This is a genomic window from Streptomyces sp. NRRL F-5630, from assembly GCF_000719475.1.
Lineage (GTDB): Bacteria > Actinomycetota > Actinomycetes > Streptomycetales > Streptomycetaceae > Streptomyces.
Map to the genome: position 1 here is coordinate 1 of NZ_JOGO01000020.1, position 18,223 is coordinate 18,223.

At 72.8% G+C, this 18,223-nt stretch carries 15 protein-coding genes; 4 read left to right on the top strand and 11 right to left on the bottom strand.

The genetic code is table 11. The features are described from left to right. Positions 1 to 187: 187 nt before the first annotated feature. Complete coding sequence (locus IF99_RS0112255; protein ID WP_051703468.1) at positions 188 to 1,294, bottom strand: acyl-CoA dehydrogenase family protein; 1,107 nt, start codon at positions 1,292 to 1,294, stop codon at positions 188 to 190. 382 nt (positions 1,295 to 1,676) lie between these two features. Between IF99_RS0112255 and IF99_RS0112260 the strand changes: the two genes are divergently transcribed. Then, entirely contained in the window at positions 1,677 to 3,023 is a 1,347-nt protein-coding gene (locus IF99_RS0112260) for a UDP-glucose dehydrogenase family protein (RefSeq protein ID WP_030996457.1), read from the top strand. A 106-nt stretch (positions 3,024 to 3,129) separates the two neighbouring features. Here IF99_RS0112260 and IF99_RS0112265 read toward each other — a convergent pair whose 3' ends face one another. Continuing rightward, complete coding sequence (locus tag IF99_RS0112265) at positions 3,130 to 3,936, bottom strand: SDR family NAD(P)-dependent oxidoreductase (protein ID WP_030996458.1); 807 nt, start codon at positions 3,934 to 3,936, stop codon at positions 3,130 to 3,132. A 96-nt stretch (positions 3,937 to 4,032) separates the two neighbouring features. On the opposite strand from IF99_RS0112265, the gene IF99_RS0112270 reads away from it, so the two are divergent. Then, positions 4,033 to 4,989, top strand: coding sequence for an AraC family transcriptional regulator (locus tag IF99_RS0112270; protein WP_234340675.1), 957 nt, complete (start codon positions 4,033 to 4,035; stop codon positions 4,987 to 4,989). Positions 4,990 to 5,042: 53 nt separating this feature from the next. Here the strand turns inward: IF99_RS0112270 and IF99_RS0112275 are convergent, their stop codons facing one another. The 5 genes from IF99_RS0112275 to IF99_RS0112295 all read right to left on the bottom strand — a co-directional run bounded on the left by IF99_RS0112275 (position 5,043) and on the right by IF99_RS0112295 (position 10,783). Continuing rightward, positions 5,043 to 6,161, bottom strand: a complete 1,119-nt coding sequence (locus IF99_RS0112275; protein ID WP_030996460.1) for a membrane dipeptidase — start codon at positions 6,159 to 6,161, stop codon at positions 5,043 to 5,045. 216 nt (positions 6,162 to 6,377) lie between these two features. Continuing rightward, on the bottom strand, positions 6,378 to 7,535 hold the full coding sequence (locus IF99_RS0112280) for a S1 family peptidase (protein ID WP_030996461.1): 1,158 nt from the start codon (positions 7,533 to 7,535) through the stop codon (positions 6,378 to 6,380). A 220-nt stretch (positions 7,536 to 7,755) separates the two neighbouring features. Then, positions 7,756 to 8,967, bottom strand: coding sequence for a dipeptidase (locus IF99_RS0112285; RefSeq protein WP_030996462.1), 1,212 nt, complete (start codon positions 8,965 to 8,967; stop codon positions 7,756 to 7,758). Positions 8,968 to 9,107: 140 nt separating this feature from the next. Further along, the gene (gene purE, locus IF99_RS0112290; protein ID WP_107048962.1) at positions 9,108 to 9,611 is read right to left on the bottom strand and encodes a 5-(carboxyamino)imidazole ribonucleotide mutase; all 504 of its coding nucleotides are present in this window, start codon (positions 9,609 to 9,611) and stop codon (positions 9,108 to 9,110) included. A 32-nt stretch (positions 9,612 to 9,643) separates the two neighbouring features. Continuing rightward, entirely contained in the window at positions 9,644 to 10,783 is a 1,140-nt protein-coding gene (locus IF99_RS0112295) for a 5-(carboxyamino)imidazole ribonucleotide synthase (protein WP_078655065.1), read from the bottom strand. Between the two features lie 111 nt (positions 10,784 to 10,894). Between IF99_RS0112295 and IF99_RS0112300 the strand changes: the two genes are divergently transcribed. Further along, complete coding sequence (locus tag IF99_RS0112300; RefSeq protein ID WP_030996465.1) at positions 10,895 to 11,530, top strand: GtrA family protein; 636 nt, start codon at positions 10,895 to 10,897, stop codon at positions 11,528 to 11,530. A 3-nt stretch (positions 11,531 to 11,533) separates the two neighbouring features. Here IF99_RS0112300 and IF99_RS0112305 read toward each other — a convergent pair whose 3' ends face one another. The 3 genes from IF99_RS0112305 to IF99_RS0112315 form a co-directional block, all read right to left on the bottom strand. Continuing rightward, positions 11,534 to 12,817 (bottom strand): ATP-binding protein, encoded by a 1,284-nt coding sequence (locus tag IF99_RS0112305; protein WP_030996466.1) that lies wholly within the window; start codon positions 12,815 to 12,817, stop codon positions 11,534 to 11,536. Between the two features lie 139 nt (positions 12,818 to 12,956). Then, positions 12,957 to 14,264, bottom strand: coding sequence for an alpha/beta fold hydrolase (locus IF99_RS0112310; RefSeq protein ID WP_030996467.1), 1,308 nt, complete (start codon positions 14,262 to 14,264; stop codon positions 12,957 to 12,959). A 374-nt stretch (positions 14,265 to 14,638) separates the two neighbouring features. After that, positions 14,639 to 15,319: a response regulator transcription factor gene (locus tag IF99_RS0112315; protein ID WP_030996468.1), complete on the bottom strand. Its 681-nt coding sequence runs from the start codon at positions 15,317 to 15,319 to the stop codon at positions 14,639 to 14,641. A 555-nt stretch (positions 15,320 to 15,874) separates the two neighbouring features. On the opposite strand from IF99_RS0112315, the gene IF99_RS0112320 reads away from it, so the two are divergent. Then, positions 15,875 to 17,371: a peptide MFS transporter gene (locus tag IF99_RS0112320; protein ID WP_030996469.1), complete on the top strand. Its 1,497-nt coding sequence runs from the start codon at positions 15,875 to 15,877 to the stop codon at positions 17,369 to 17,371. A gap of 299 nt (positions 17,372 to 17,670) precedes the next feature. On the opposite strand, the gene IF99_RS0112325 is transcribed toward IF99_RS0112320, so the two are convergent. Next, positions 17,671 to 18,177 carry an ATP-binding protein gene (locus tag IF99_RS0112325; RefSeq protein WP_030996470.1) on the bottom strand — a complete coding sequence of 169 codons (507 nt, stop codon included), beginning with the start codon at positions 18,175 to 18,177 and terminating at the stop codon, positions 17,671 to 17,673. Positions 18,178 to 18,223 lie beyond the last annotated feature (46 nt).

Here is an 18,223-nt window from a genome sequence, read left to right on the forward strand (position 1 = left end):
GTGCGGGACTGCGGGGCGCGAGGGGGGCGCGGGGCAGGGGCGCGGCGGGTACGTGGGGCGGAAGCGCGGCGGCGGCGCGGCACAAGCGCGGGGCGGGAGCGGGGCCGGAGCGCGGCGGAAGCGGGGGGCGGGAGCGGCGCGTTCCGCTCCGTGCCCCGCGCCCGCGCGCCCCCCTGCGTCGTGCGCGTTACGGCAGGTTGCGGGCCATGACGATGCGCTGGACCTGGTTGGTGCCCTCGTAGATCTGGGTGATCTTCGCGTCGCGCATCATGCGCTCGACCGGGTAGTCACGCGTGTAGCCGTAGCCGCCGAGGAGCTGGACCGCGTCCGTCGTGACCTCCATCGCGACGTCCGAGGCGAAGCACTTGGCGGCGGCGCCCTGGTAGGTGAGGTCGGCGTCGCCGCGCTCGGAGGCGGCGGCGGCCTGGTAGGTGAGGGCGCGCGCGGCGGAGATCTTCATGGCCATGTCGGCGAGCATGAACTGGATGCCCTGGAAGTCGGCGATGGCCTTGCCGAACTGCTTGCGCTCCTGGACGTAGCCCTTGGCGTAGTCGAGGGCGCCCTGCGCGATGCCGAGGGCCTGCGCGGCGATGGTGATGCGCGTGTGGTCGAGCGTCTTCATGGCGGTCGCGAAGCCGGTGCCCTCGGCGCCGATCATGCGGTCGGCCGGGATGCGGACGTTGTCGAAGTAGACCTCGCGCGTGGGCGAACCCTTGATGCCGAGCTTCTTCTCGGGGGCGCCGAAGGAGACGCCCTCGTCGCCCTTCTCGACGACGAAGGCGGAGATGCCCTTGCTGCGCTTCTCCGGGTCGGTGACGGCCATGACCGTGTAGTACTCGGAGACGCCCGCGTTGGTGATCCAGCGCTTGACGCCGTTGAGCACCCAGAAGTCGCCGTCCCGCACGGCCTTGGTCTTCATGCCGGCCGCGTCCGAGCCCGCGTCGGGCTCGCTGAGCGCGTACGAGAACATCGCGTCGCCCTTGGCGAGCGGGCCCAGGTACTTCGCCTTCAGCTCCTCGGAGCCGGAGAGGATGACGGGCAGTGAGCCGAGCTTGTTGACCGCCGGGATGAGCGAGGAGGAGGCGCAGACCCGGGCGACCTCCTCGATGACGATGACGGTCGCGAGCGCGTCGGCCCCGGCACCGCCGTAGTTCTCGGGCACGTGCACGGCGTGCAGGTCGGCGGCGGTGAGCGCGTCGCGCGCCTCCTGCGGGAAGCGGCCCTGCTCGTCCACCTCGGCGGCGTGCGGGCCGATCTTCGCCTCGGCGAGGGCGCGGACCGTCTCGCGGAGCATGTCGTGCTCCTCGGCCGGACGGTACAGGTCGAAGTCGGACACGGTGCTGGTCTCCTTCTCGAACGGCCCGGTGCGAACGGGCCCGGGGGATGCCGCGAAGGGCCCCGCTGACGGCCCGCGCGCTCATTACCGGTTAGTAACCTACGGTTCCGCATGATAGGCCGCGAAGCCTGCCGCGCCTACGGGACGCGTACCCCGAGTGACCTTTCCGACAGCCCGCGCACCTTCCCGGCCGCGCCCCCGAAGCGCTTCGAGGGCCGCCGACTATGCTCGGCATCCGCCGGGGAGGCGCCCGCGCGGCCCCCGGCCGGCCGCTTCGGCGGCCCGTACGCGGCCCCGCCGCACAGCCCCGCCACGCATCCCCGTCGCACAGGAGCCGTCCATGAGCCAGTCGCCCCGGATCACCGTCATCGGTCTCGGCTATCTCGGTGCCACGCACGCGGCGTCCATGGCGGAACTGGGCTTCGACGTCCTCGGCATCGACGTCGTGCCCGAGAAGATCGAGTCGCTCTCGCGCGGCGAGACCCCGATGTACGAGCCGGGCCTCGAAGAGGTGCTGCGCAAGCACGTCGAGGGGCTCGACGGCTCCACCAAGCGGCTGCGGTTCACGAGTTCCTGGCAGGAGATCGCGGACTTCGGCGACGTGCACTTCGTGTGCGTCAACACCCCGCAGCGGCAGGGCGACCTCGCCTGCGACATGAGTTACGTGGACAGCGCCGTCGAGTCGCTGGCGCCGCTGCTCACCCGCCCGGCGCTCGTCGTCGGCAAGTCGACGGTCCCCGTCGGCTCGGCCGAGCGGCTCGCGGCGCGGCTCGCGGAGCTGGCCCCGGCCGGTGCGGGGGCGCGGCTCGCGTGGAACCCGGAGTTCCTGCGGGAGGGCTTCGCCGTCGAGGACACCCTCCACCCGGACCGGCTCGTCGTCGGGGTGACCGACAAGGAGTCGGAGGAACTGCTCCGCACGGTCTACGCGGGCCCGATCGCGGAGGGCACGCCCTTCCTCGTCACGGACTACGCGACCGCCGAGCTGGTGAAGGTCTCGGCGAACTCCTTCCTCGCCACGAAGATCTCCTTCATCAACGCGATGGCCGAGGTGTGCGAGGCCGCGGGCGGCGACGTCTCGCAGCTCGCCGAGGCGATCGGCTACGACTCCCGCATCGGCCGGAAGTTCCTGCGCGCCGGGATCGGCTTCGGCGGCGGCTGCCTGCCCAAGGACATCCGCGCCTTCATGGCCCGCGCGGGCGAACTCGGGGCGGACCAGGCGCTCACCTTCCTGCGCGAGATCGACTCGATCAACATGCGCCGCCGCGCGCAGATGGTGGACCTCGCGCGCGAGACCGTCGGCGGTTCCTTCCTGGGGGTACGCGTCGGGGTGCTCGGCGCGGCCTTCAAGCCGGACTCCGACGACGTACGGGACTCGCCCGCGCTGAACGTCGCGGGGCAGATCCACCTCCAGGGCGGGCAGGTCACGGTGCACGACCCGCGCGCGATGGCGAACGCGGCGCGCGTCTTCCCCACGCTGGGGTACGCGGACACGGCGCTGGACGCGGTGCGCGGGGCGGATGTGGTGCTCCACCTCACCGAGTGGGGGGAGTACCGGGACATCGACCCCGCGGAGCTGGGCGCGGTGGTGACGACGCCGACCATCCTGGACGGGCGGAACATCCTCGACGCGCAGAAGTGGCGCGCGGCGGGGTGGACCTACCGGGCGATGGGCAGGCCGAACGCCTGAGCGCCCTACCGGCACCCCCGCTCCCCCGCCCGTGAGGCACCCCCGCTCCCCCGTCCCGTGAGGCAGCCTTTCGGAGGCTGCCTCACGGGACGTCACGGGACGTGCCCTACCCCAGGCGGGTGGCGTGGATGCCGCCGTCGATGTCGAAGGTCGCGCCGTGGACGGACGCCGCTTCGTCGCTGACCACCCAGCGCACCGCGTAGGCGATGTCGAGCGGGCGCACGGGCACCCCCGCGGGGGTGCCCTTCGTCATCGCCGCGAGGATGTCGGCGGAGGCACCGTTGCCGGGCGTGGCCGTCGCTCCCGGCGCGACGGTGTTGACGCGCACGCCGCTCGGGCCGTACTCCGCCGCCCAGGCGCGCGTGAGCTGCTCGATCGCCGCCTTCGTGGCGGGATACAGCCCTTTGTTCGGCACCCCCACGCGTGCCATCCAGGAGCCGATGTTGACGACGGAGCCATGGCCGCGCTCGGCCATGCGAGGAGCGAGGGCGGCGACGAGCACGTGCGGGGCGCGGATGTTCGTCGCCCACAGGGCCTGCATCTCCTCGTCCGTGACGTCCGCCGTGGCGCCGCCCGGGTAGACGCCGGCGTTGTTCACGAGGATGTCGACGCTCCCGCCGAGGGCGGCCTCGGCTCGCGCGGCGAACTCGCGCACCTCCGAGGGCTCCGCGTCGAGGGCCGCGGTCACGACGTGCGCCGTACCGCCCTTCGCGCGAATCGCGTCCGCGACCGCTCCGGCGCGGTCGGGGTTCCGGCCGGACACGACGACCTCGGCGCCGGAAGCGGCGAGGACCCTCGCGATCGCCTCCCCGATGCCGTTGGACGATCCGGTGACCAGAGCCGTCCTCCCGCGCAGCCGCTCGTCGAGGGGAAGGGTGTCGAGAAGGTCTTGGAGTGCCTGGTTCTGTTGCATGTGTCCATGCTGGGCGCTCCGGCCGGTCCCGGGCTTGCCGGAATCCACGGCATCCTTGCCTGATCCCGTAAGGAGTGATCGCCTACCATGCGTGCGGTGGAGGGAAGTACGAGCGCGGCGGGCGCGGTCGCCGCGAGTCTGGAGCGGTCGGCCGACATCGTCGCCCGGCATGTCGGTGACACGGCGCGCGCGGCGGGGCTCGGCCTGCGCCTGGCGCGAGTGCACGGCACCACGCCCCTCTTCTTCCAGCGCTACGCGCCCTCGCTCGCCGTGGTCCTCGCCGGGAGGAAACGCTCCCTGGTGGGCGCGGACGACGAGGTCTGGGGCAGGGACCGCTTCCTGCTGACTCCCGTCGATCTCCCGGTCGTCGCGGGGGTGGTCGAGACCGACCCGGTGACCGGCGTTTTCCTCTCGGCGACCTGGGAGTTCGATCCCGTGCTCGTGCGGGAGGTCGCCGTCGCCTTTCCTCACCACTCGCGCCCGTCCGCCGGATCGCCGGACCGGCTCGGCACGTGGACGCCGGGCCTCGCGGACGCGTTCGCCAGGCTCGTCGGGCTGCTCGACGAGCCCGAGATCATCCCGGTACTGGGCCCCGCCCTCGCGCGGGAAGTCGTCCTTCGGCTGCTCCAGACGGAACAGGCGCCCCGCATTCTCGCCGCCACGCACGGGGAGGAGCGCTCCGTGGTCGTCCAGGCGGTCGCGCACCTGACGGACAAGATGAGCGAGCCCTGGACGATGCCCCTGCTCGCGGCGGCCCTCCACACCAGCGAATCGACGCTCTTCGGACGGTTCAAGCAGGCGACCTCGATGACGCCGATGCAGTACCTCAAGCGGCTGCGGCTGGGCGAGGCCCGGCACCGCATGGTGATCCTCGGCGAGTCGGCGGCTCAGGCCGCCCGTGCGGTCGGCTACCGCAGCGCCTCGCACTTCTCCCGCGACTACCGCGCCGTGTACGGCACACCGCCCGCCACCGACGCCGCCCGCTCCCGTGCCCACCTGCGGCGGATGGCCCCGGCGCTCCCCGAGAGCGGCGACCGGCCGACGAGCCCCTGACGCGGAGGGGGCCGCCGTGGCGGTGTCCCGGCGGTACGCCGGACTTACAAGCGCTAGTGCAGCCCGAGTGGCGGCACCGGCTTGGGCGTCAGTTCGTCGCGCTCCTCCAGCCTCGCCGTGCTCGGTCCGCGTCGCGCGCTCGTCTCTCTCGCCGTCTCGTCCGCCTCCTTCAGGACGCGGATGACGTTCTCCCAGGTCAGCGCGGCCAGTTCGGTGTCGCTCCAGCCCCGGGCGCGCAGTTCGGTGAGGAGGGGCGGGTAGCCGGTGGGGTCCGTGAGGCCCTCGGGGTGGGGCTCGCCCGTGTCGTGGGCTCCGCAGAGGGCGACCGACTCGGGCCCCGCGACGGCGCGGACGTGGTCGATGTGGTCGGCCGTGTCGGTGAGCGCGGGTCCGGTCAGCGGCTCGGTGAGGGGGACGAGGCACAGGCCGCGCGCGGCGCCGAGCGCGGCGAGCACGGGGTCGGGCGCGTTGCCCGCGTGGTCGCGTACGGCGGCGGCTCCGGCGCGCAGGAGCGCGGGGGCGCGGGAGATGTCGAGAACACGCGTGACGACGGCGGCGGGCGCCCCGGTGAGGTCGAGCAGCATCCCGAGGCGGTTCGTCTCGCGGACGACCTCGGTCCCGAAGACGCTCAGCCCCTCCTCGCCCGCCCAGCGGGCCCCGGCGAGGGTCAGGGAGCGGACGCCGAGTTCGGCGAGGGTGCGCAGCCCCGCCAGCGAGTCGTCGATGCCGCGCGCGTCGGCGGGGCCGGGGACGACGGCGATCCGGCCGCGGCCGTGCGCGTCGGCGATGTCGTAGGAGGTACGGGCGAGGCGCAGCGCCCCGGGGTGGGCGGCGACGACGGCGCGCGCGAAGTCGAGTTGTTCGAGGGTGCTGGTGAGGCTCGCGCCCTCGTCGCCGGGCACCTTGAGCGACCAGAACTGCGCGCCGACCCCGCCGGCCCGCAATCGGGGCAGGTCGGCGCCGAGCGCGCTGTCGCCCAGCTCCATCTCGCACCAGGGCAGGTGGCGCAGCGTCCAGGCGAGCCCGCTGTAGCCGTCGGCGACGGGGTGCTCGGCGAGCAGCGCCGCGATGTCCTCGGGCGCGGTCCGTGGCGCGGTGGCGTCCCCGCCGAGCGGGTCGGTGCCTTCGGGGAAGGGGTCGTCGGGAAGGGCATCGTCCCGCAGGTGCGCCATGGGAGGGCTCCGGTGCTCGCTCGGGTACGGGGCAGTGCGCCCACCGTGCCACGCGGCGGGGCGCCCGACACGCCGGAGCGGCCGTTCGGGTGAGGCGGTGCGGGGAGGCCGGGAGGGGCGGCGGTGCGGTCCTCGGGCGGGGCGGGCCGGGCGGCAGCGGTACGGGGCGGGGGTCGCCGGCCGCCCCCGCCCCGTATCGCAGTGCCGCGCGGTGCGTCAGGAGGTGACGAGCTTCAGCCCGTACCTGCCGAGGATCTCGTTGACCGGCTGGAACCAGGTCTCGCCGCCGCTGGAGCAGTTGCCGAAGCCGCCGGACGTCACGCCCTGCGCCTGGTCGCCGCTGATGAACGAGCCGCCGGAGTCGCCCGGTTCGGCGCACGCGTTGGTGTGCGTGGCCTGGTAGACGGGGCCGTCCGCGTAGTTGATGGTCTCGTTGAGGCCGAGGACGGTGCCGCAGTGCCAGTGCGAGGTCGAGCCCGAGCGGCAGATCGAGCTGCCGACCGGGGCGACGTTGGAGCCGCGCACGAGCTGGTCGGAGACGGTGCCCCAGCCGAGCACGACGGGGACGGTCCACCAGCCGCTGCCGACGTTGACCCAGGCCATGTCGTCGCCGGGGAAGGTCGAGCCCTGGATGTTGCCGATGTAGCTGTTGTCCCAGCCGTAGACGGCCTGGCCCGGCCTGCCGCAGTGCCCGGCGGTGACGAAGCCGCCGACGACCGAGAAGCCGATGGAGCAGCGGACGTTCCCGGTGTAGAAGGGGTCGCCGCCGACGGTTCCGGCGGCGAGCGGGCGGGGCTTCTCGGGGGCGCCCTCGACGGCGTGGACGGTGACGGGCCCGGCGTCCCGGGCCTTGGCGAGGAAGGCGCGGACGGCGCGGTCGGAGCGGTGGGCGGCGAGGACGTCCACGACGACGCGGTTCGCGCGCGGGTCGACGCGCCAGGCGGTGACCGACGTGGGCGCCTTGATGCGGTCGATCTCGCGCTTGACGGAGGTGAGCCGGGCCTCGCTGTGCCGGGCGTCGGTGCGGACCTCGGCGCCGGTGGAGCGGACGGCGTCGGCGGTACGGGTGCCGGTGAGGGCGACGGCGAGCGTGCCCTTCTTCGCGTCGAACCACGAGCCGGCGAAGTCGGAACCGGCGGCCTCGCGGGCCGCGCGGTCGGTCTTCGCGGCCTGCTTCTCGGCGGCGAGCCGGGTCTCGGCCTGCCGCGCGGTGAGGTGGAAGTCCTTCTGCAGGGCGGTCAGCATCCCCGCCGAGGCGGGCGGTTCGGGCTTGCTGTCCGCCTGTGCGGTGGTGCCGGTCCCGGCGGCGACGCCGAGACCTCCCAGGAGGGCGAGCGTGGACAGGGCGATACGCATGACGGGTCTGCGATGCATGGGGGTGACGGCCTCTCGTTGTTCCAGGAGTGGGGGTGGAACAACGACGCCCCGACGCGGTGGGGGCGCCGCGTTGACGAGAGTAGGCATAGCGAACAGGCCAGGCATAGACCAATGTTCGCCACTGTTGGTTCGTGTCCGATTCCGTGACAAGTTCCAACAAGACGCTGCGCTAGGGGAGTTGGAGCCAGGTCGGCTCCAACCCCCGTACACGGGCCCTTTACTCCTTGCCGTCCAGCTCCTCGATCGTCGCGTTGGACGGGCCGCGCCCGCGCTGGATCTCCTTCGCCGCGATCTCGGCCTCGCGCAGGACGCGGACCGCGTTGGACCACGTGAGCTTGGCCAGATCGGCCTCCGACCAGTTGCGGTCGAGGAGTTCGGCGACCAGGTTCGGGTAGCCGGCGACGTCGTCGAGCCCCTTCGGCGTGAAGGGCGTGCCGTCGTAGTCGCCGCCGACGCCGAGGTGGTCGATCCCGGCGACCTCGCGCATGTGGTCGAGGTGGTCGGCGACGGTCGAAGCGGTCGCGACGGGGCGGGGGTTGGCCTCCTCGAAGGCACGGTGCGCCGCCATCGCGGCGGGAGTCGTGTCGAGGTGGTGGAAGCCCTTGGCGCGCAGGTTCTCGTCGGCGCGCAGCGTCCACTCCCCCGCCTCGGGGAGGATGAACTTCGGGACGAAGGTGGCCATCGCGATACCGCCGTTGGCGGGCAGCCGCTCCAGGACGTCGTCCGGGATGTTGCGCACGTGGTCGCAGACGGCGAGCGAGGAGGAGTGCGAGAAGATCACCGGGGCCTCGCTCGCGTCGAGCGCGGCGCGCATCGTCGCGGGCGCGACGTGCGAGAGGTCGACGAGCATCCCGAGCCGGTTCATCTCGCGGACGACCTCGACGCCGAAGCGCGTGAGCCCGTCGTGCGCGGGCTCGTCGGTCGCGGAGTCGGCCCAGTCGGTGTTGCTGTTGTGCGTGAGCGTCATGTAGCGGACGCCGAGCGCGTACAAGGCCCGCAGCGTGCCGAGCGAGTTGGCGATCGAGTGGCCGCCCTCCGCGCCCTTCAGCGAGGCGATGCGGCCGGAGGCGCGGGCGGCCTCCATGTCGTCGGCGGTACGGGCCTCGGCGAGCCGCTCGGGGTAGCGGGCGAGGAGCTGGTCGACGCAGTCGATCTGTTCGAGCGTCGCGGCGACGGCCGCGTCCCCGGCCAGCTCGCCCGGCACGTACACCGACCAGAACTGCCCGCCGACGCCTCCGGCGCTCAGCCGCGCGAGGTCGGTGTGGAGACTGCCGCGCTGGTCCTCGGCGATGTCGAGCCGCCCGAGGTCGTACCGCGCCTGCTCGCGCAGGGCCCACGGCAGGTCGTTGTGCCCGTCGACGACGGGCGCCCCGGCGAGCAGCGCGCGGGCTTCTTCGAGTCGGGCGGGGGACGGCTGGGGCGTGGCCACGGCGGGACCTCTTTCCGGGAAAAGGGACGGGGGCGGCCCCGCGCGGAACGCGGCGTCACCCCCGTGACGTACGCAGAAGAACGTACGCCCGCCCTCACCTCCCGAAGCCGAAGCCCCCGCTCGCGTTCCGCGCGGGACCCTCAGCCCCCGAAGCCGAAGCTCCCGCTCGCGTTCTGCGCGGCCTTCGTCCGCAGCCGCTTGCCCTTCTCCGTCGCCTGCGCGTTCAGGTCCTGCTGGAAGTCGCGCATCCGGGCGAGCAGCTCGGGGTCGTGCGCCGCGAGCACCCGCGCCGCGAGGAGGCCCGCGTTGCGCGCGCCGCCGACCGAGACGGTCGCCACGGGCACCCCGGCGGGCATCTGCACGATGGAGAGCAGCGAGTCCATCCCGTCGAGGTACTTGAGCGGCACGGGCACGCCGATGACGGGCAGCGGGGTGACGGAGGCGAGCATCCCGGGCAGGTGCGCCGCGCCGCCCGCCCCGGCGATGATCGCCTTGAGACCGCGGTCGGCCGCGCCCTCGCCGTACGCGATCATCTCGCGCGGCATCCGGTGCGCCGAGACGACGTCGACCTCGTAGGGGATCGCGAACTCGTCGAGCGCCTTCGCCGCGGCCTCCATGACGGGCCAGTCGGAGTCGGACCCCATGACGATGCCCACGAGGGGCTGGGCTGTGGTGCTCACTCTGTGATCGTTCCTCGCAGGTAGCCGGCCGCGTGCCGCGCGCGCTCCAGGACCTCGGGCAGGTCCTTGCCGTAGGTGTTCACGTGGCCGACCTTGCGGCCGGGCTTCACGCCCTTCGCGTACATGTGGATCTTCAGCCCGGGGTCGCGCGCCATGCAGTGGAGGTACGCGCTGTACATGTCGGGGAAGTCGCCGCCGAGCACGTTGACCATGACGGTCCAGGGCTGGCGCGGGCGCGGGTCGCCGAGCGGGAGGTCAAGGACGGCCCGCAGGTGGTTGGCGAACTGCGAGGTCACCGCGCCGTCCTGCGTCCAGTGCCCCGAGTTGTGCGGGCGCATCGCCAGCTCGTTGACGAGCACGCGTCCGTCGCGCGTCTCGAACAGCTCGACGGCGAGGTGCCCGATGACGCCCAGCTCGTTCGCGATGCGCAGCGCCATCTCCTGCGCGATCCCCGACAGTTCCTCGTCGAGACCGGGCGCGGGGGCGATCACGGTGTCGCAGACGCCGTCGACCTGCTGCGACTCGACGACGGGGTACGCGACGGCCTGCCCGTGCGGGGAGCGCACGACGTTCGCGGCCAGCTCCCGTACGTAGTCGACCTTCTCCTCGGCGAGGACGCGGACCCCGGCGCGGAAGGGCTCGGCGGCCTCCTCCTCGGAGCCGACGACCCACACGCCCTTGCCGTCGTAGCCGCCGCGCGTCGTCTTGAGGACGACGGGGTAGCCCTCGCCCTCCGCGGCGAAGCGCGTCACGTCCGCCGGGTCGGCGACGAGGCGGTGGCGGGGGCACGGGACGCCGAGTTCGCTGAGGCGGGCGCGCATGAGGCCCTTGTCCTGCGCGTACACGAGCGCGGCGGGGCCCGGCCGGACCGGGATGCCCTCCGCCTCCAGGGCGCGCAGGTGCTCGGTGGGGACGTGCTCGTGATCGAAGGTGATCACGTCGCAGCCGCGCGCGAAGTCGCGGAGCACGTCGAGATCGCGGTAGTCCCCGACGACGACCTCGTGCGCCACGAGGGCGGCCGAGTCCTGCGGGGTATCGCTGAGCAGCTTGAACGTGATGCCGAGCGGGATGCCCGCCTCGTGCGTCATGCGCGCGAGCTGACCACCGCCGACCATGCCGACTACGGGGAATGTCACCACGCAAGCCTATCCGTTCCCGCTGGTCCCCCCGCTGGCCGGGCGGCCGATCGCCGCAGCGCCTAGCATGGCGGGGACCGCCCTTACCCGTCTCCTGGGGACAAACGCCTTATGACGAACGCCAGTGCCCCGCCCTCGCGGCTGAGACGTATCGTCGCGGAGCTGGCGAAATTCGGCGCGGTCGGTGGTGCGGGCGTGCTCGTGAACATGGCCGCCTACAACCTCGTCCGGCACTTCACCTCGCTCGCCTACGTGCGCGCGAGCGTCATCGCCACCGTCATCTCGATCGTCTTCAACTACGTCGGGTTCCGCTACTTCACGTACCGCGACCGGGACAAGTCGGGTCGCAAGCGGGAGCTGGGACTCTTCGCCGTCTTCAGCGTGATCGGTCTCGTCATCGAGAACGGGGTGCTCTACGCGGGCACCTACGGCTTCGGTCTCGACACCCCGCTCCAGACGAACATCGTGAAGTTCTGCGGCATCGGCGTCGCGACCCTCTTCCGCTTCTGGTCCTACCGCAGCTGGGTCTTCCGCGCGCTGCCGCCGAAGGACCAGGAGGCCGTGCGCGAGGTGTCCGCCGCCGTCCACGAGGCGGAGGCCGCCTTCACGCCGCCGGGCGGCCACCACGGCCCGTACGCGGGACCGCGCCGCGGCCAGCCCTCTCCCGTCGTCGCGCACCACACCCCCTCCACCGAGCACCTGGGCCAGGGCAGGCACCGCAGGCCGCGCCGCGTGCACGTGGACTGAGGCTCAGCGCACCGTCGGCGTCTCCTCGCCGTCCGCGCCCGTGCTCGGCTTGCGGGGGCGGGTGCGCGAGAGGAAGAGGGCGAAGACGGGCGGCTTGCCCTGGAGGAGTTCGAGCCGGCCGCCGTCCGCCTCGGCGAGGTCCCGCGCGACGGCCAGGCCGATGCCCGTGGAGTTCCGGCCCGAGATCGTGCGCTCGAAGATGCGCGCGCCGAGGTCGGGCGGCACGCCGGGGCCCTCGTCGGTGACCTCCACGACGGCCTGGTTGCCCACGGCGCGGGTGCGCAGCGCGACCGTGCCGCCCCCGTGCATGAGCGAGTTCTCGATGAGCGCGGCGAGCACCTGCGCGACAGCGCCCGGGGTGCCGACGGCGCGCAGGTGCCGGGGCCCCGAGCTCACGATGGCGCGGCCCGCGTTGCGGTAGGCGGGCAGCCACTCCTCGACCTGCTGCTTGACGACCTCGTCGAGTTCGAAGGGCACGGCGGAGCCGTTGCGCGGGTCGCGGGAGTTGGTGAGCAGCCGCTCGACGACGGCGGTGAGGCGCTCGACCTGGTTGAGCGCGATGTTCGCCTCCTCCTGCACGGTGTCGATGTCCTCCGTGAGGGTGATCTCCTCCAGGCGCATCGAGAGCGCGGTCAGCGGCGTACGGAGCTGGTGCGAGGCGTCGGCCGCGAGGCGGCGTTCGGCGGTGAGCATCCGCGCGATGCGCTCGGCCGAACTGTCGAGCACCTCCGCGACCCGGTCCAGCTCGGGCACCCCGTACCGCTTCTGGCGCGGGCGCGGATCGCCCGAGCCGAGGCGCTCGGCGGTCTCGGCGAGGTCCGTGAGAGGGGCCGCGAGGCGGTTGCCCTGCCGGATGGCGAGGAGCGCGGCGGCGATGATCGCGAGGAGCGCGACGAGGCCGATGATCATGAGCGTGCGGCCGACCTCGCGCGTCACCTCCGAGCTGGGCTCCTCGACGGTCACCGACTCGCCCGCCTCGCCCCGCTCGGTCGCCTTGATGACGTCGCCGCGGGGCCTGTCGCCGATCTCGATGGGCGCGCGGTTGCGCAGCCGTACGACCGCGTAGCGCCCCTCCTCGACCTGGTCGCGCAGGACCTCGGAGGTGATCTGCTCCTCGGCGATCAGCCTGCTGTCCACGATCGACACCAGCCGCACGGCCTCGGAGTCCACGCGCTCCTGCGCGCTGTTGGTGATCGTCCGGGTCTCGACGATGACGAGCGAGAGCCCGAAGACGGCGATGACGACGAGGACGACGGCGAGGGTGGACGTGATGAGGCGGCGGCGCATACCGCCATCCTGGCAGGTGAGGCGGCGGCCTCTCCGGCGTTCGCGGGAGCGGGGCCCGGTGCGCGGCCCCGGGAGACGGCCCGCCGGCGGTCAGGCGTGCGGGAAGAGGGCGCCCCTCACCGGCCCCGCTCACCCGCGGTCACTGGCCGCCCGCTCCTCCGCAGTCACTGGCCGCCTTCTTCCCGTTCGCCCTCGCGCTGAGCCAGGCCGCCAGGTCCTGGAACGAGACGTCGAGCAGGCCGTCGTGGTCCGCGTTCGCGTACGCCTTGTACTCCACCTGGTCCTTCAGCCCGCAGAGCTGCCCCTTCAGTTTCTCGGTCAGCTCCGGGGCGACCGTGGTGTCCTTGCCGCCCTGGAGCAGGAGGACGGGGCCGGAGGACTTGGCGTGGGCGGGCTGGGCCTGGGCGAAGAAGGCGCGCAGCGCCTTGCTCGTGCCCCAGTCCGCGTTGACGAGGGCGGGCGGCTGCGGGTCCAGCCCTTCGAGGTGCTCGCTCAGCGGCGCGAGGCACAGCCGCTCGGCCGCCGGGATCTGCCGGACGAGGCGGGGCGGCAGCAGGTCGGAGTACGCGACGGACGGCGTCGAGCGCTGGGCGCCGATGGCGATGTAGGTGAGGTACGAGGCCGTGCGGCCCCAGCCCGGCGCGTACGGCGGCCTGAGCTTCGCGAGGCCGTCCACGGCGTCGCCGAGGTTGCTCACGGGGGCCAGCGAGACGGTGCCGAGGTACTTCAGGTCGCTCGCCCGCTTCGCCGCGATCTCGCCCGCGCCGAGCGCGGCGGCGCCGCCCTGCGAGTGCCCGACGGCGAACCACCGCGTACCGAGCGCGGAGTCGAGGTGCCGGGCCGCGCGCACGCTGTCGACGACGGAGTTGCTCTCGGGCCCGAGCTGGAGGTAGCCCTGGACACGGCCGGGGAAGCCGAGACCGGGGTAGTCGGTGCCGACGACCGCGTAGCCGCCGCGCAGCAGGTTCGTGATCAGCTTCTCGTCCTGGCCGTCCGGGGAGAGGGAGAGGCCGGGCTCGCGCGAGGGCGCGCAGTCGGGCCCGACGCCGGTGGTGCCGTGCGCCCAGGCCACGACGGGCCAGCCGTCCTTGGGCGGGGTGCCCTGGGGCGTGAGCGCGAAGCCGGTGACGGCGACGGGCTCGCCGCCCTGCCCGTCCGAGCGGTACATGATCCGCTTCGCGCGCGCGGCGGCGGCAGCGAGCCCGGGTGTGACCTGGAGGGGCTCACTCGCGAAGACCTCACCGGCCGTCTTGCCCTTGATCGTCCCCGCGGCGGGATACGTGTAGAACGAGGCGACACCCGCCGAGGGGGAGCCGCTGGGGCTGGGCGGGGGCGAGGGCTTGGCCGTCCCCGCACTCGATCGGGCGGTCACCGCCCCGCACGAGGCCACCAGCCCCCCGGCCACACAGAGCCCTACCGCCCGCACGATCCCCTTGCTGACGCCCACAGCACACCCCTTCGCCGACTAGCGCTCACGCTAGGTCGCAAAGAAGCACAAAGCGACAAACCAGACCCAAAAGGGTCACACCCTCACCCAACTCGGGGGCCCAACCCCAGCCAGCCCGATGGCCTCAAACCCAGCCCGTCCGGCGCCACCCACCCCCAGCCAGTCCGGCGCTTGAGGACAAAGGCCGCAGGCCGCCCCGGGCACCCAACACCAGCGGCTCCCCCCAGCCAGTCCGGCGCTTGAGGACAAAGGCCGCAGGCCGATCCCCCAGCCCGTCCGGCGCTTGAGGACAAAGGCCGCAGGCCGATCCCCCAGCCCGTCCGGCGCTTGAGGACAGAGGCCGCAGGCCGATCCCCCAGCCACCCCCGAAGGGCTCAGCTCTTCTCGAACCGGAACCCCACCCCCCGCACCGTCGCGATGTACCGCGGATTCGCCGCGTCGTCCCCGAGCTTCTTCCGCAGCCACGAGATGTGCATGTCCAGCGTCTTCGTCGAGGACCACCACGTCGTGTCCCAGACCTCCCGCATGAGCTGATCGCGCGTGACGACGCGCCCCGCGTCGCGGACGAGGACGCGGAGGAGGTCGAACTCCTTGGCGGTGAGCTGGAGTTCCTCGTCACCCATCCACGCCCGGTGCGATTCGACGTCGATGCGGACGCCGTGCGTCGCGGGGGCTTCCTTGCCTGCCTCACCGGCGCCGCGCCGCAGGAGGGCCCGGACGCGGGCGAGGAGCTCGGCGAGACGGAAGGGCTTGGTGACGTAGTCGTCGGCGCCGGCGTCGAGCCCCACGACGGTGTCGACCTCGTCGGCGCGCGCGGTGAGGATCAGGATCGGTACGGAGAGCCCCTCGGCGCGGAGCCTGCGGGCCACCTCCAGGCCGTCCATGCCCGGCAGGCCGAGGTCGAGGACGACGAGGTCGATGGCGCCCTGCACGCCGGCCTCCAGGGCGGCGGGCCCGTCCTCGCGCACCTCCACCTCGTAGCCCTCGCGCCGCAGGGCACGGGCCAGCGGCTCTGAGATGGACGCGTCATCCTCGGCGAGCAGTACACGGGTCATGCCCTGATGGTAGACCGCGCGCGGACCCCCGGGCGGGCCCTCGTCGAAGGCCGGACGCCCTCCGTCGCACCGCCGGGGCCGCGGCTTGTGCGCGAGCTGTCGCGCGGCTGTGGAGGCGGCGCGCGGGGACGCGCTCCGCACCCGCGTCACCCCTCTCCCCCGTCCTGCGAAACGAAGCCCCTGACGCCCCATCACCTGCGATCCCGGCCTTCTGTTCCCTTCCTCACCTGTGATGGATGCCTCATTGCCCGCGGGGAACCGTCGGGAGTGCTTTAGGCTGAGTAAACGTCTGACGCACGGATCACGGACCTTCGCAGGTGCCTGGCGCACGCGAGGGTCCTTGTCGTATCGGTCTCCCGCACCCCCGCGGGCCCCGCCGCGACTCGTCAATGACCTGTGGCCGGGCTCCGGGTGCGAGGAAGCGCCTGGGGCGTGGTTCCTGGTACGCCCCCACTCTCTCGTCGCGCTCCCCCTACTACGGGCGCGACGACCGCGTCGGACGTGGGAGGAGGGGTGCGTACCGGTGCCGGCCTTCCCCCACGCAAGGAACGACCCATGGCGCCCAGCCTGACGAAGGACGCCACCGGCACCGTCACCGCCGGTAGCGAAAAGACCTTCTTCGGCCACCCCCGCGGACTGGCCACCCTCTTCATGACCGAGATGTGGGAGCGTTTCAGCTTCTACGGCATGAGGGCCCTGCTGCCCCTCTATCTCGTCTCCTCCGGCGGCCTGCACATGAACGCGGGCACCGCCACGGCGATCTACTCCGTCTACCTCGCGATGGTCTACCTGCTCGCGATGCCGGGCGGCTGGATCTCCGACCGCTGGTGGGGCCCGCGCAGGACCACCGCGATCGCCGCGGGCATCATCATGTGCGGCCACCTGCTGCTCGCCGTGCCGGGGCAGGGACTCTTCTTCGGCGGGCTGGCGCTCGTCGCGATCGGCTCCGGCCTGCTCAAGTCGACGATCTCGACGATGGTCGGCCACCTCTACCAGGGGCCCGGCGACCCGCGCCGCGACGGTGGCTTCACCGTCTTCTACATCGGCATCAACCTCGGCAGCTTCGGCGCGCCCCTCATCATCGGCACGGTCGGCGAGAACGTCTCCTGGCACCTGGGCTTCGGCCTCGCCGCGGTCGGCATGGGGCTCGGGCTCGCGCAGTTCCTGCTCGGCTCGCGGCACCTGAGCCCCGAGAGCAGTGTCGTGCCGAAGCCGCAGCCGCGCGAGGAGAAGATCGCGACGATCCGCAAGGGTCTGCTGTGGACGCTCGTCGCCGCGGTCGCGTACGGAGTGCTCGTCGCGACCGGTGTGTACACGCTCAACTGGGCGCTGGTCCCGATCAACATCGCCGGTCTCGTGATCCCGGTGGTGGTGCTCGCGCGGATCAAGCGGGACAAGGACCTGGACCGCGCCGAGCGGTCGAAGATGTCCGCGTACATCTGGTTCTTCGTCGCGGCCGCGCTCTTCTGGATGATCTACGACCAGGGCGGCTCGACGCTGTCCCTCTTCGGCGACACCCGGACGACGAACAGCCTCTTCGGCATCGGCTTCCCGACCTCGTGGTACCAGTCGGTGAACCCGGTCTTCATCATGGCGCTGGCGCCGGTGACGGCGTGGATCTGGCTGGCGCTGAACCGGCGCGGCAAGGAGCCGAGCACGGTCACGAAGTTCGCCTCGGGGCTCTTCCTCGTCGGCGTCTCCTTCTTCGTCTTCCTGATCCCGCTCCTGGACACCACGGCGAACGAGCGCGTGAGCCCGATGTGGCTCGTGGCGATCTACTTCGTGCAGACGGTCGGCGAGCTGTGCCTGTCCCCCGTGGGGCTCTCGGTGACGACGAAGATGGCCCCGGCCAAGTACAGCTCCCAGATGATGGGCGTCTGGTTCCTGGCGGTCACGGCGGGCGACAGCGTGACAAGCCTCCTGTCCCTCGCGCACGTCAACCTCGACCGCGCGGGCGTCGTAGCCGCCCAGGCGGCCCTGGCGGCCCTGGCAGGAGCGGCGATCTTCATGTACCGGCGCACGGTGCGCACGAAGATGGGCGAGGTCCACTGACCGACACGAAACGACGGAGGGGCCGGCCACCACACGCGGATCGTGTGGCGGCCGGCCCCTCCGGCGTTCGAGAAGCGGGGCCCGAGGCCCCAATCAGCCCCTCCGGCGCTTGACCACCGGGACGGAGGCCCCACCACTCAGCCCCTCCGGCGTTTGAGGAGCGGGGTCCGGGGCGGAGCCCCGAAAAGCCCCCCAGGGCCCGGGGCAGAGCCCCGACACCCCACGGGGTCGGGGGCGGAGCCCCGGGAGATCGGGCTTGGGGCGAAGCCCCAGAAGCCCTCCCGCCCCTGCGGACACGCCTACGCCGGGGCCGCCACCTCGGCCCACACCCGCTTGCCGGGGACCCCTTCGGCCCGGGACACTCCCCAGTCCACCGAAAGCCTCTGCACGATGAACATCCCGTGCCCGCCGGGCCGCCCCGCCTGGTGCGGTCGCCTCGGCTCCGGCTCCCCCGCCCCCAGGTCGGCGACCTCGATCCGCAGCGTCTTGCCATCCGTGCCGAGAACGAGTTCCTCCGGGCCCTCCGCGTGGAGGCACGCGTTGGTGACCAGCTCGGAGACGACGAGGAGCACGTCCTCGGCCGCCGCCTTGCGGTCCGCGCCATCGGCGGGCATCCATCCCCAGGCGTGCAGCGCCTGGCGCGCGAAGTCGCGCGCCATCGGCACGACACCGCTCTCGCCCACGAGGCTGAGCCTGCGGGTCTGCCGGCCGCCGGGAGCGGACACGCCACCGGGGGCGGACGCGGGGGCGCCGGGCCCTTCCTCGCCGGGGCGCTCGTCCGGCAGTTGCGGCCGGATGGTGCTCATCAGCGCTTCACCTCACCGAATCGCCGGAATCGCCAGTTCTCAGTGC